The 12354-nt window shown below is 55.1% G+C and carries 14 protein-coding genes; 8 read left to right on the forward strand and 6 right to left on the reverse strand.

What is annotated here, in order from left to right; translation table 11 throughout:
* From HAP95_RS14940 to HAP95_RS17205, 3 genes are all read left to right on the forward strand, one after another.
* Positions 1-746, forward strand: a 746-nt coding sequence (locus HAP95_RS14940) for a tRNA (adenosine(37)-N6)-threonylcarbamoyltransferase complex transferase subunit TsaD (protein ID WP_215884932.1), incomplete at its 5' end; no start/stop codon positions are given.
* Positions 743-1273: a tetratricopeptide repeat protein gene (locus tag HAP95_RS14945; RefSeq protein ID WP_215884933.1), complete on the forward strand. Its 531-nt coding sequence runs from the start codon at positions 743-745 to the stop codon at positions 1271-1273. The genes HAP95_RS14940 and HAP95_RS14945, both read left to right, overlap by 4 nt.
* 47 nt (positions 1274-1320) lie before the next feature.
* A complete protein-coding gene (locus HAP95_RS17205; RefSeq protein WP_226832836.1) occupies positions 1321-1689 on the forward strand; it encodes a hypothetical protein in 369 nt (122 codons plus the stop codon).
* A gap of 64 nt (positions 1690-1753) precedes the next feature.
* Here the strand turns inward: HAP95_RS17205 and plsY are convergent, their stop codons facing one another.
* Positions 1754-2350 carry a glycerol-3-phosphate 1-O-acyltransferase PlsY gene (plsY, locus tag HAP95_RS14955; RefSeq protein WP_215884934.1) on the reverse strand — a complete coding sequence of 199 codons (597 nt, stop codon included), beginning with the start codon at positions 2348-2350 and terminating at the stop codon, positions 1754-1756.
* Positions 2351-2422: 72 nt separating this feature from the next.
* On the opposite strand from plsY, the gene folB reads away from it, so the two are divergent.
* Positions 2423-2776 carry a dihydroneopterin aldolase gene (folB, locus tag HAP95_RS14960; RefSeq protein ID WP_215884935.1) on the forward strand — a complete coding sequence of 118 codons (354 nt, stop codon included), beginning with the start codon at positions 2423-2425 and terminating at the stop codon, positions 2774-2776.
* Here the strand turns inward: folB and rimO are convergent.
* The 3 genes from rimO to HAP95_RS14975 are packed head-to-tail and all read right to left on the reverse strand — an operon-like array spanning position 2773 to position 5236.
* A complete protein-coding gene (gene rimO / locus HAP95_RS14965) occupies positions 2773-4116 on the reverse strand; it encodes a 30S ribosomal protein S12 methylthiotransferase RimO (protein WP_215884936.1) in 1344 nt (447 codons plus the stop codon). The two genes, folB and rimO, sit on opposite strands and share 4 nt — an antisense overlap.
* The gene (locus tag HAP95_RS14970; protein ID WP_215884937.1) at positions 4113-4490 is read right to left on the reverse strand and encodes a NifU family protein; all 378 of its coding nucleotides are present in this window, start codon (positions 4488-4490) and stop codon (positions 4113-4115) included. The genes rimO and HAP95_RS14970 overlap by 4 nt, the downstream gene beginning before the upstream one ends.
* A 5-nt stretch (positions 4491-4495) precedes the next feature.
* Positions 4496-5236, reverse strand: coding sequence for a pteridine reductase (locus HAP95_RS14975; RefSeq protein ID WP_215884938.1), 741 nt, complete (start codon positions 5234-5236; stop codon positions 4496-4498).
* A 9-nt stretch (positions 5237-5245) separates the two neighbouring features.
* Here HAP95_RS14975 and HAP95_RS14980 point away from each other — a divergent pair, with 9 nt between their 5' ends.
* Both HAP95_RS14980 and HAP95_RS14985 read left to right on the forward strand, forming a co-directional pair.
* Entirely contained in the window at positions 5246-6388 is a 1143-nt protein-coding gene (locus HAP95_RS14980; protein ID WP_215884939.1) for a class I SAM-dependent methyltransferase, read from the forward strand.
* A complete protein-coding gene (locus tag HAP95_RS14985) occupies positions 6385-6735 on the forward strand; it encodes a Spx/MgsR family RNA polymerase-binding regulatory protein (protein WP_215884940.1) in 351 nt (116 codons plus the stop codon). The genes HAP95_RS14980 and HAP95_RS14985 overlap by 4 nt, the downstream gene beginning before the upstream one ends.
* Here HAP95_RS14985 and hemN read toward each other — a convergent pair.
* Together hemN and HAP95_RS14995 are read right to left on the reverse strand one after the other, a co-directional pair.
* Entirely contained in the window at positions 6717-8108 is a 1392-nt protein-coding gene (hemN, locus tag HAP95_RS14990; protein WP_215884941.1) for an oxygen-independent coproporphyrinogen III oxidase, read from the reverse strand. The genes HAP95_RS14985 and hemN overlap by 19 nt on opposite strands.
* A 36-nt stretch (positions 8109-8144) precedes the next feature.
* On the reverse strand, positions 8145-9077 hold the full coding sequence (locus tag HAP95_RS14995) for a LysR family transcriptional regulator (RefSeq protein ID WP_215884942.1): 933 nt from the start codon (positions 9075-9077) through the stop codon (positions 8145-8147).
* 420 nt (positions 9078-9497) lie between these two features.
* Here HAP95_RS14995 and HAP95_RS15000 point away from each other — a divergent pair, with 420 nt between their 5' ends.
* On the forward strand, positions 9498-10784 hold the full coding sequence (locus HAP95_RS15000; protein WP_215884943.1) for an OprO/OprP family phosphate-selective porin: 1287 nt from the start codon (positions 9498-9500) through the stop codon (positions 10782-10784).
* A gap of 50 nt (positions 10785-10834) precedes the next feature.
* Positions 10835-12130, forward strand: a complete 1296-nt coding sequence (locus HAP95_RS15005) for an esterase-like activity of phytase family protein (protein WP_215884944.1) — start codon at positions 10835-10837, stop codon at positions 12128-12130.
* The last annotated feature ends 224 nt before the right edge of the window (positions 12131-12354 follow it).

Genomic DNA, 12354 nt, shown 5'->3' on the forward strand with positions numbered 1-12354 from the left:
TACTGGTAGGCGTGAATTTTGCGCGGGCCCTGGCCTTTGCCTGGGATATTCCGGTTATTCCCGTTCATCATCTGGAAGGACACCTGCTTGCTCCCCTGCTCAATGGGGTGGCGCCCTTTCCGGCGGTGGCTTTGTTGGTTTCCGGTGGGCATACCATGCTCATTGAAGTGCGGGGGCTGGGTGATTATGTGTTGCTGGGTGAAACCCTGGATGACGCAGCCGGTGAAGCTTTCGATAAAGCTGCTAAAATGCTGGGACTAGGCTATCCTGGGGGGCCGGCTCTGGCAGCTCTGGCAGAAGGTGGTGACCCCGAGGCATTTCGTTTGCCTCGACCTCTTCTGGACCGCCCTGGCATGGACTTCAGCTTCAGCGGGTTGAAAACAGCCTTTCGTCTGGCGTCCATGAAAGTCCCTGAAGGGGATGTGACCCAGAGAAAAAATCTGGCTGCCAGTTTTCAGCAGGCGGTGGTCGACACTCTGTTTCGGAAATGCCAGCGCGCCTTGCAACACACCGGTCTGAAGCGTTTGATTGTGGCGGGCGGGGTGGGAGCCAATCGCGCCTTGCGCAGTGCTTTGCAAACCTTGGCCGCAGAGGGCGTAGAATTATGTATCGCCGATTTGGCCCATTGTACGGATAATGCCGCGATGATTGCCCTGGCTGGTGCCTTGCATCCCGAAATGGCCCAGTCTGCCAGTGCTGACTTCCCGGTACGGGCGCGTTGGTCGCTGGTCAAGGAGGAAACATGACGGGTGAATCTTTTTCTCTGGATACGGTGGTTGACGAACGTGCGGCTGTCGATCCGGATTTTCAGCAAGGTCTGGATTGGCAGCAGACCGGTCATCCCGAAGAAGCAGCAGAAGCCTTCAGGCGTTCACTGGAGGCGGATCCTGACACCGCATTGATCTGGACGTTCTATGCCTGGGCACTGGCGGCATCGGGCGACAATCATGGCGCAATTGCCGCCTGCCGACGGGCCATCGCCTGTGACGCAGAATGGGGGCAGGCCTGGAATGATCTTGGCGAATACCTCATGGATACCGGACGGGAAAATGAAGCCCTATTTGTGATTCGGCGGGCGCTCAAATCCCGGCATTTTGATGCGCCGCATCTGGCGCAAATGAATCTGGCGCGCTATTACCTGCATCAGGGCAGCATGCGCCGTGCCCTGGCCGCTGCTCAGGAAGCGCAGCATTTGGCGCCTGGATTTCGTCCTGCCGAAAAGCTGGCGCAATGGATAGACGAACGCATGCAGGAATGGAATATCCGCGATTAAAATCGTCTTGGGCTAGGGGTGAATTTTTTATTATGGAGGTGCAATCAATGCCTGGATATATGACTAAGAACTGGGATCACAAGACAAAAACGAGAGTTTTTGTAGGGGTGTTGTATGCCTGCTCAGTGGCGATTTCATTCTTGTCCCCAGTTACGGCCTATGCCGAAACAACGGATCTCAAGCAAGGAGCCCAGCAGGCTGGACAAGAAGTTGGTTCAACCGTCCATAAAATTGGTCAAGCAGGAAAAGATGTGGGTCTTGGTATCGCTCATGAGGCGGTAGATATTGGTCACGCAGTGAAAGCTGGTGCCGTCGGTTTTTGGAATGCCGCTTCAGGGAAGACTTCACCTCCAGCAGAAAGTGCCAAGAATCGACCAGTTACAGGAATTACCAAAAGCCAGGAACAGCAGCATTAACCCTCGTTTTGTCTCAAAAGTCCCCGGCCCTGACATCTGCAACAGGTTTTCGATGCGGGGCGGTTCAGTGTTTTTTGAAGGGTGTTTCGCGGCCATCGAGCAGGCGCTGAATATTACTGCGATGCCGCCAAAGAATCAGGATTACCAGCACGATAATCAGGGCATGCAGACTGTTACTGGCAGACAAAGCAAAAACAAGGGGTATCGCGCTGATGGCGGCCAGAAGCGCGGCGAGGGAGGACACCCGCATGACGGCAAAAACCACTATCCATACACCCAGCACCGATAATCCCAGTAACGGCATCAGCGCCAGCAGGATACCCATGGCCGTAGCCACCCCCTTACCCCCCCGAAATCCAAAATAAACGGGATACAAATGGCCGAGAAAGGTCGCCAGTGCGACGGCGGCCAGGATCCAGCCTTCCGCACCCAACCATCGGGCAATCACAATGGGAATGATGCCTTTGATCAGATCGCCGCAAAGCGTCAGTGCTGCGGCTTTTTTGCCGCCGATGCGCAGAATGTTGGTTGCCCCCGGATTCCCGGATCCGGATTGCCGAGGATCACCCAGGCCCATGGCACGACCTACCAGAATGGCGGTCGCTATAGAACCGATCAGGTAGGCACCCACTATGAAAACAATATCAATAATGACAGACATGCAGTGTGTTGGCCCAGAAAAGCGCTATTATAGGCCCAGACGCGACGCCTTGTCGCATTTTTCGGGATGACTATGGATATTCTTTTCGTGCGGGAACTGAAAGTCGATACCCGCATCGGTATTTATGACTGGGAACGGCAGGTTAAACAGACCGTTTTGATTGACCTGGAAATTGCCGCCGACACCCATGCTGCCGCCCAGTCGGACAAGGTAGAGCAAACCATCAATTATCAGACGGTCTGTCAACGCCTGGTCAGTCACATCAGTGCTTCCGAAGTGGAGCTGGTGGAAACCCTTGCCGAGCAGATTGCCGATATTATCCGGGGTGAATTTGCTGCGCGTTGGGTACAGGTGACGGTGCATAAACCGGCGGCGGTGCGGGGCACCCGTGATGTGGGTGTACGCATAGAAAGGGGTACGGATTAACCCAGACTGAAACAGTCTCCGTACAGGTCGTGGTCGTCCGCACGGGTGATTTGCACGGCCAGGCGGTCACCGACTTTGAGGCCGCCCGCATTACTCAGGTGTACCACACCGTCTATTTCCGGCGCATCGCTGACGGAGCGGGCTATTGCCCGGCCCCCGCGCTCCGTGGCATCTACCAGCACCTCACGACGCTGACCCACATGCCGCTGGAGCCGTGCACGGCTGATGCTTTCCTGCACCCGCATGAATTCGGCGCGACGTTCTTCCCTGACTGCTTCCGGAACGGCACCGGGCAAGGCGTTGGCGGGTGCGCCTTCGACCGGAGAATAGGCAAAGCAGCCCACCCGGTCCAGTTCTGCAACGCGCAGAAAATCCAGCAGTTCTGAAAATTCGGCTTCGGTTTCACCGGGAAACCCGACAATAAAAGTGCTACGGATGGTCAAATCAGGCACCTGTTGCCGCCAGTGAGCAATGCGCTCCAGAGTTTTTTCGGCAGCAGCGGGACGGCGCATGGCCTTGAGAATCCGGGGGCTACCATGCTGCAGGGGCGCATCCAGATAAGGCAGGATTTTTCCCTCAGCCATGAGGGGTAGCAGTTCATCAATATGGGGGTAGGGGTACACATAGTGCAAACGCACCCAGACACCCAACTCCCCCAGTGCCGCACAAAGATCGGTGATCCGGGTTTTGATGGGGCGCCCATCGTGAAAGGCCGTGCGATATTTACGGTCGACCCCATAAGCTCCGGTGTCCTGGGAAATCACCAGCAATTCCTGGACGCCTCCAGAAACCAGGGCTTCGGCTTCCCGCAAAATATCACCGGGTTCGCGACTGACCAGTTTGCCACGCATGCTGGGAATAATGCAGAAACTGCAGGACTGATTGCAGCCTTCGGAAATTTTCAGGTAAGCGTAGTGTGCCGGAGTCAGGCGCAGGCCCTGGGGAGGAACCAGATCGGTATAGGGATCATGCAGGGGAGGCAGTGCGGTGTGAATGGCCTCCAGTACTGCGCCAGACTGCTGGGGACCCGTAACGGCCAGCACCTTGGGATGCACATTGCGAATAAAGTCCCCGTTATCCTTGGCCCCCAGGCAACCGGTGACGACCACCTTGCCATTTTCATCGAGGGCTTCGCCAATGGCTTCCAGCGATTCTGTCACCGCTGCGTCAATGAAACCGCAGGTGTTGACGACCACCACATCGGCGTCGGCGTAATCGCCTACCAGCAGGTAGCCCTCAGCCCGCAACTGGGTAAGGATACGCTCGCTGTCCACGGTAGCTTTGGGACAGCCCAGGCTGACGAAACCGACTTTGGGGGTTTTGCTGAGAGGATTTTTCAAAAGGTATTACTCACGCTGACGACTCCGGAGACGGCACCGACAATGCGTTCCACCACCTGTTTGAGATCAATGACCGCGTTGGGACAGCCCGCGCAGGCGCCCTTCATGCGCACCCGGACATCGCGCTGGATAATGTCTACCAGTTCAATATCGCCGCCGTCGCGCATGAGAATGCGACGGACGGTGTGCACGGCTTCGGCGACGGCTTCGGGGTCGGGCAGGGGATCATCCGGACCATAACGCTTCTGGCGGTCCAGTCCACGGGCGGCCATGGCCTGGGCATGGGCAATTTTGGCCGCAGCGAGCGGGTCCTGCTCTTCCAGAGCATCCAGTTCTTCTTCGCTGTAAAAGCGGATGGGGGCTTTGCTGTTCATGGGGATCAATATAACATGCGCCCGCCATCGACGACGAGGTTATGGCCGGTGGTGTATTGGGCGTCAAAAAGCAGATAAGCCACCGCCGAGGCGATATCCTGAGGATTCCCGACCCGCTTCAGGGCGTTGCGCTCCAGCAGTGCCTGTTTATCTCCATCTGGAGGGTCCTGGTTTTCTGCCCAGAGTACTACGCCTGGAGAAACACTGTTGACGCGAATATCCGGACCCAGTTCTTTGGCCAGGGAGCGGGTCAGCGCCAGTAGACCCGCTTTACTGACGCTGTAAGGCAAATAAGATCGCAGGGGAATCTCTCCATGAATGTCACCGATGTTGACCACGGCTCCGTGACTGCGGCGTAAATGGGGAGCTGCCGCCTGGGTCAGGAACAGGGGCGCACGCAAATGAATGGCCTCCATTCGCTGCCAATCCTCAGGCGTGATTTGCTCAAAAGGGCTGGACTGATAAATGGAGGCGTTATTGACGAGGCCATCCAGGCGGCCGAAATGCTCCACGCTGGCGGCAATCAGTTGGGCGGGAAAAGGCACAGCGACCAGATCGCCAGCAATCAGTAAACATTTTGTACGGTATTGATGGCGCAGTTCGGCGGCCAGGGCTTCGGCATCACTGCGGGATCGCCTATAATGCAGGACCAACTGGCAGCCTTCTGCGGCCAGTTGCCGGGCGATGGCGGCTCCCACCCTGCGGGCGGCGCCAGTGATCAGAACAACTTTTTCGGTAGCTTTCAAGAGGATTCCATGCGCGCAGAGCGTCCCGATTTTTTAACCCATTCCCAAGGAGGGCGCAAGGCCAGCCTGCCGGTTCCGGATGCTGCCGCGCAAGCCCATTCGGCGCTTTTGCTGGAGCGGATTCGTGCCGAAATCCAGGCTGCAGGGGGCGTGATTTGTTTTCGCCGCTACATGGAGATGGCTTTGTATACCCCCGGTTTGGGATATTACATGGCCGGGCAAAACCGCCTGGGTGCCGACGGCGATTTTGTGACCGCCCCGGAAATGGGTTCGGTGCTGGGCAGCGTGTTGGCACGGGTGCTGGCTCCGTTGCTACCAACGGACGCGCATAGTGACGGTATGCTTGAATTTGGCGCAGGCCGTGGTTTTCTGGCGCAACAAATTCAGCAACGCTTGCCGATGGTCCCCTATACGGTGCTGGAACTCAGCCCGGATCTGCAGGAACAGCAACGGGCAATGCTTCCCTCAGTCAATCATGTGCAGCAGCTACCCGCGCACTGGCGCGGCGTCATGCTGGCCAATGAGGTGCTGGATGCCATGCCGGTAGTGGTCGTCGAAAGAGATGATCAGGGCGTGTTGCGGGAGCGCGCGGTGCGTTGGAATGGAGAAGGGCTGGAATGGGCCTGGATGCCAGATCCTTATGCCGCCGAAGCTATTGACCCCGGTTTGCTGCCGCTGATGGCGCAGTGGCCTGAACATTACCGCACCGAATTGCATCCTCTAGCCACCGCCTGGTTGCGGGAAGTGGCGAATTGCCTGCAATCCGGGGCGCTGATACTGATAGATTACGGCCATGAGGCTGGAGAGTATTATCATCCCCAGCGTCAGTCGGGCAGTTTACGCGCCTATTATCGCCAACACTGGCTGGATGATCCGTTTTATTGGCCGGGATTATGTGATCTGACTGCCCATGTGAATTTCAGCACGTTACTGCATGTTGCGCCAACGCTTGGTCTGAAAGTGGATTTCTACGGAAATCTCGCCCGCTTTCTGGTGGAACATGGTCTTGCCGAAGTCTATGCAGAGTTGGCCGCCGGGCAGGAGGCCGCAGCACTTTTCGCATTAAATAATGAAATCAAACGCCTGACCATGCCTCAGGAAATGGGCGAAAGCTTTAAGGTGTTGATTCTGAAAAAGAGAGAAAAAATATGACGATAACCATTTACGGTATTCGGAATTGCGATACCATGAAAAAAGCTTTTGCCTGGTTGAACGCGCAAGGCTGGTCTTATGACTTCCATGATTACAAAAAAGCCGGAGTGGCCCTGTCAGACCTACAGCATTGGGCGACGCTATGGGGCTGGGAAGCGCTGATTAATCGCAAGGGAACAACCTGGCGGCGTTTACCCGAAGCGGCACGTGAATGCCAGGATGCAGGCGCGGCTTTTGCCTTGATGATGGCGCAGCCCAGCCTGATCCGTCGCCCCATTCTCATCAGCGGTGATCAGGGCGTGCTGGGCTTTGATCCGGAACGCTGGCTTCAGATGACCCGAGAATAACGTACCGACTTTTGTGGCAGGTAAGCATCAAAAACCATACAGACATGACGGATCAGGAGGCGACCTTGCGGAGTTACCTGCAGGTTTTCTGCGTCGATCTGAATCAGTCCATCCTGTTCCAGTTGCTTCAGGGCGGGCAGGCAATCGCTAAAATGTGCCCTGAAATGGATACCGTACTGCTGCTGTAATGCCGCAAAATCCAGGCGAAAATCGCAGGTCAGTCGGTTGATGATATGACGGCGCAGCAGGTCTTCATCATTCAGGCGTGTGCCCTTTTCCACAGGAAGATGACCATGATCCAGCCTGTCTCCCCAGGCATCCAGGTCTTTGATATTCTGGCTGTAATTGGGGCCGACCATGGCAATGGCGCTCATGCCGAAGGCAAGCAGGTCACTTCCCGCATGGGTGGAATAACCCTGGAAATTACGATAGAGGCTTCCTTCCCGTTGGGCCAGAGTCAGCTCGTCATCGGGTAAGGCGAAATGATCCATGCCAATGTATACATATCCGGCTTGCTGCAGTGTTGAGATACTTTCCGCCAGAATGCGCAGCTTGTTTTCCGGGGAGGGAATATCCGTTTCCAGAATGCGCCGCTGCGGCGGAAAGCGTTCGGGGAGATGGGCGTAATTGAATACCGACAATCGATTGGGGCGGAGGGTAATCACAGCCTCCAGGGTGCGGGCAAAACTTTCCGGAGTTTGTAACGGCAAGCCATAAATCAAATCCAGACTGATGGAGCGGTAACCCAGGGACCGTGCCTCGGCCATCACTGCAGCTAACAGTTCCAGACTTTGTTCCCGATGTACGGCTTTTTGCACGGCAACATCCAGATCCTGCACGCCAATACTGATGCGATTAAAGCCGAATTCCCGGAGGAGCTTGAGAGTGCCCGGTTCCAGGGCGCGAGGATCAATTTCAACACCGTATTCTCCCTGATCATCGGGCAGGAGCTGAAAATGCCGATGAATACTGTTCAGCAGGGTACTCAGGTCATTCTGACGCAAAAAGGAGGGGGTGCCACCGCCAAAATGCAGCTGCTCTACCGGACGACTGGCATCCAGATGAGTGAGATACAAAGCCATTTCTTTTTCCAGACGCGCGACATAAGGGCCGCCCCATTCGTGATGACGGGTGACTACCTTGGTGCAGGCGCAATAAAAACAGAGGTGTTCACAAAAGGGAATATGAAAATACAGGGATAGTGGCCGGGCTTGATGATTGGACGCCTGCAGTGCCCTGATCAGACCGATCTCGTCAAAATCTGTGTGAAAGTGCGGCGCAGTCGGATAAGAGGTGTAGCGCGGCCCCGCTTGATCGTAACGACGGATGAGATCGGAATCGACAATCACGCTTTGTTCGGGAACGGTAGGCATGGAAACGCCCTCTATCTGACGGGAAGAATTCTCAGATCATACGCCCTGAATATCTTTTACTCCAAGCAGATTTGCAGCCACACTGGCCCGTATTTCTGCCAGAAAGGCGCGCATGTGGTCTTGTTCCGACTGCTCAGCCGTGGTGGCTGCCTGCAAAGTCTGCCAGAGGCCCTGAGGACCCAGTGGCAGGGCGTGCACATACCCTTTTTCTCCGTAGCTCCCCACCGCCCAGGAAGGCAGGGCGGCAATACCCTGACCCGAGGCGACCAGTTGCAGGATGATGACCGTCAGTTCGGCGTGACGCCGGCGCCAGGGCTGGATGCCAGCGGGTTGCAGAAACTCCCGGAATAAATCCAGGCGTCGGTCTTCCACCGGATAGGTGATGAGGGTTTCTTCCAGAAAATCGGCGGGCTCCAGAAAAGACTTGCTGGCCAGGGCGTGGCGAGGATTAACCAAGGCGACCACTTCGTAGGCAAACAGGGGATGCAGGGTGATGTCCGCAGCCATGGCATCGGGGGCGGTCAGTACGGTCAGATCAGCCTGATGACTTTGCAGGAGGGGCAGAGGGTCCTGTTGAAAGCCGGAAACCAGGTCCATCTCAACGTCCGGCCAGTTTTCCCGGAAACGATCCATGGCTGGGGTCAGCCAGTCAAAGCAGGTATGACATTCCACCGCAATACGCAGACGTCCACTGTTGCCAAGGGCCCGACGTTTGAGTTCTTCCTGCAACTGCCGCACGCGGGGCAGGACTTCCCGCGCCGCCGCCAGCAATTCTTCGCCGGCAGGGCTGAGGCGCAATTGGCTGCCGCGTTCGCGGTCCAGAATATTGACACCAAATTCCGCTTCCAGACCCCGGAGCTGATGGGACAGAGCAGACTGGGTCAGATGCAGGCGTTGGGCTGCAGCAGCCAGACTGCCAAACTGGGCGACAGCTTCGATGGTGCGCAGGTGGCGAATTTCAATGGGCATGGCAGGCTCGATTCAGGAGGTTTCCAGAACGCATTGTCCCACGATCATCGCGTCCTGCAACATGAATTAATGCTCAAAACGGCAGTCGGTCGGGAAGCTTTTTGCTCCAACGTCCCTTGCCTGTTGTTCTAAGGCTTATCCTGCTGTCAGGAGAGAACTCGCCCTTTGGGCTCAAACAGCTCTCCTGACGGGCGCAGGATTTCACCAAGAACAACATGTCTAAATTAATATTTAAAGAATGTCACAAAACCTTCATCGTACTGTCATCATACTGTCACAATTCTCACTTATCATACTTTCCATAATTTAATAAAAGACAGTGCCAAGAGCGTGGCCATATATGAGTCCCCCTGACGATTCGGGAGGACCTATCTTTGTTTTGCGCTCTTGTCAGTGTTTAACTACTGAGGGAGTGTGAAAATGAAGAAAAAGTATCTGTTAATATCCATGCTGGCAGCATTCGTCTTGAGTCCATTGGCTCATGCTGATGACAAATCGCTGCTGAGTTCCAGTCTCGCCAAGGAAAAAAGTGATGATTTCAGTCTGAATCTGGGAGGACGTATTCAGGCGGATTACGCGACCTACTTCAATAATCCCATTGAAGGCTCTGCGGGAGCCAAGTTGCGACGGGCACGCATTTTTACCAGTGGAAATATTGCCCGGGAATGGGGTTTTAAATTTCAGTATGAATTTACCGATACGGCTGCTGCAGGTTTTAAAGACGCTTATTTCACTTATTTGGGGCTGCCTAACTCGACCGTTACCTTGGGACAATCCAAAACCTTCTTCAGTATGGATCAGCTCAACAGCTCCAACGACAATGTCATGATGGAGCGCCCGTTACTGGAAGCCCTGGATGCCTACGGTGACCGGCGCATGGGTCTAAAGCTTACCACCCATGGGGATAACTGGATGCTGGGTCTGGGTGGTTTCATGAATGCCCTGGATGAAAAACAAGTGACCAGCTATAGCGGCATTGTTCGCAGCGGAACCAATAAAAATACGGCGTTGAGTACGAAAACCAGCAACACCAATCAGAGTGGCATTTACACCATCAGTGGTCGCGCAACTTATGTTCCAGTGCACAGCGAAGGAAGCGATCTTTATTTCGGGGCTAATCTGAATTACACCGGCTTTGGCGAGCAAAACAAGGCGGCTTTGTATGCCACCCGTCCGGAAACCAGTGTCGCCAGCACCAAACTGCTGGAGGCATATGTCAGCAATCCCAGTTCACAGTTTCAATATACTCTGGAAACAGCTGCTGTAGCCGGACCTTTTTCTATTGAGGGCGCTTATGTGGGGGCCAATGTTTCCCGTCGTAATGGCTTGCCCACTGCGAGTTTCAATGGGTATTACGTCCAGGCCAGTTATATCCTGACGGGGCAATCCCGTAACTTCAAACCCAAAATTGGTGAATTTCATTATTTGAAGGACATCGGACCTGGTGGCGCATGGGAAGTGGCCTTGCGTTATGATCGCCTGAACATGAATGACGCCAAGGCCGGAATTTATGGTGGTCGCGGCAGTAACATCACGGCGGGTATCAACTGGTATGCCAATGAGCATGTGCGTCTGATGCTGGATTATTCTCATGCCCACATTGGCGATATTCCCACCAGCGCACCGGCAGGAGCCAGTTATGTGAATAGTCCCCTCTATAACACGGATTTGAATATTCTCCAGCTCCGTGGCCAGTTTCTGTTTTGACACCATAAAATCAGGCCGGGCGTAGTTATGCCCGGCTCCGGGGAGCTTCTATGAATCAACAATGGATATTGCGTAGCTTGGGTGTATGGGCGCTGATACTGGGTTTACCGGTCAGCGCTGCGGATTTGGCCGCTGCGGACGTGCAAATTCCGCTGGCGGAAGTGTCCGTGGCTGGTCATCCCCTGCACCTGACGGTGGGAATGGGTAGCGGCTTGACCCATGCTCAGGGTGCGCCAGACGATATTTTTTATGCGGTGACAGATCGCGGTCCGAATATAGCGTGCAATAAGTCAGCGAAAATATTCGGATCACAAATTTGTCAGGGAGATGGCATGGTGTTTCCGGTTCCCACTTTTACGCCCAGCATTTATAAATTGCAGGTTACGGATGACCATGTAAAGGTTCTTCAGTCCTTGCCTTTGCATGCGGCCAATCAAACGGCGATGACGGGACTTCCTCCGGCACTGATGCATTCAGAACAGGCCCTGAATGCCGAGCTGCAGCCGCTGGGAAGCAGCCCAAACGGGATAGACAGTGAATGTATTGCCGCGTTAAAGACGGGCGGGTTCTGGGTTGGTGAGGAGTATGGTCCGAGCCTGCTGCGCGTGAACGCCGAAGGGGTGGTATTGGAACGCCTGGTTCCCAAAGGCAGTGAAAGCGATTATGCAGGCAGTGCGGTGCCCATTCGGGCGGCACTTCCGCCCTTGCTGGTAAAGCGTACGGTGAACAGAGGTTTTGAAGGGATCGCTTTGGCTCCGGATCGGCGCGCTCTTTTTGTCACTTTGCAAAGTCCCTTTTCCAATCCGGACAAAGAAACCTTTAAGCATTCCCGCAATGTGCGCATTCTGAAAATTACACTCGATGAGCAGGGTAACTTTGAGAAAATGGCGGGTGCCTATGTGTTTCAGATACCCAGGGCGGATCAATTGGCACCGGGTGAACAACAGAAGGATGTGAAGGTTTCAGCGCTGAGTGCCGTCAATGATCATGCGGTTTTGGCCATGCTGCGTGCCGGTAAGGGGGTTCAGGTCTATTTGCTGAATTTTGCCCATGCCAGCAGTCTGCTGGGCACCGCCTGGGCCAAGACCGAAGCGTCGCCCAGCCTGGAGGCTCAAGACGATCTGGAGCCGGTGGGTATTACACCTGCCAAGGCGACCCTGATTTATGATGCTTCGGTAGGGCATGACAAATTACCGGAAAAAGTCGAAGGCATGTCCTTGCTGAATGATCGGGAACTGGTTTTTATCACCGATAATGATTTCGGTATTCGTGGCGACCAGACCGCAATGCTGCGTGTTCCTCTGGATGCCAGGGCTGTGGCATTGTTGCGCCAGTCGGCCCGTTAAAAAGGGGTATTTATCCTGAAAACGGTAGTGGGCCTGGGGGCTTTTTGCTCCCACGTCCCTTGCCTGTTGTTCTAAGGCTCATCCTGCTGTCAGGAGAGAACTCGCCCTTTGGCTCAGACAGCTCTCCTGACGGGCGCAGGATTTCACCAAGAACAACAACGGCGCGGGCTAAAGTCGCTGCAAAGCTCTCAGGCCCACTACCGTTTTCAGGATTATGGATGCCT

Source organism: Acidithiobacillus sulfurivorans (assembly GCF_018853815.1).
GTDB classification, from domain to species: domain Bacteria; phylum Pseudomonadota; class Gammaproteobacteria; order Acidithiobacillales; family Acidithiobacillaceae; genus Acidithiobacillus; species Acidithiobacillus sulfurivorans.

Bases quoted from the DNA above. Each gene is read 5' to 3' on its own strand.
- HAP95_RS14945 (WP_215884933.1), top strand. From the start codon at position 743: ATGACGGGTGAATCTTTTTCTCTGGATACGGTGGTTGACGAACGTGCG.
- HAP95_RS17205 (WP_226832836.1), top strand. From the start codon at position 1,321: ATGCCTGGATATATGACTAAGAACTGGGATCACAAGACAAAAACGAGA.
- plsY (WP_215884934.1), bottom strand. From the start codon at position 2,350: ATGTCTGTCATTATTGATATTGTTTTCATAGTGGGTGCCTACCTGATC.
- folB (WP_215884935.1), top strand. From the start codon at position 2,423: ATGGATATTCTTTTCGTGCGGGAACTGAAAGTCGATACCCGCATCGGT.
- HAP95_RS14970 (WP_215884937.1), bottom strand. From the start codon at position 4,490: ATGAACAGCAAAGCCCCCATCCGCTTTTACAGCGAAGAAGAACTGGAT.
- HAP95_RS14980 (WP_215884939.1), top strand. From the start codon at position 5,246: ATGCGCGCAGAGCGTCCCGATTTTTTAACCCATTCCCAAGGAGGGCGC.
- HAP95_RS14985 (WP_215884940.1), top strand. From the start codon at position 6,385: ATGACGATAACCATTTACGGTATTCGGAATTGCGATACCATGAAAAAA.
- hemN (WP_215884941.1), bottom strand. From the start codon at position 8,108: ATGCCTACCGTTCCCGAACAAAGCGTGATTGTCGATTCCGATCTCATC.
- HAP95_RS14995 (WP_215884942.1), bottom strand. From the start codon at position 9,077: ATGCCCATTGAAATTCGCCACCTGCGCACCATCGAAGCTGTCGCCCAG.
- HAP95_RS15000 (WP_215884943.1), top strand. From the start codon at position 9,498: ATGAAGAAAAAGTATCTGTTAATATCCATGCTGGCAGCATTCGTCTTG.
- HAP95_RS15005 (WP_215884944.1), top strand. From the start codon at position 10,835: ATGAATCAACAATGGATATTGCGTAGCTTGGGTGTATGGGCGCTGATA.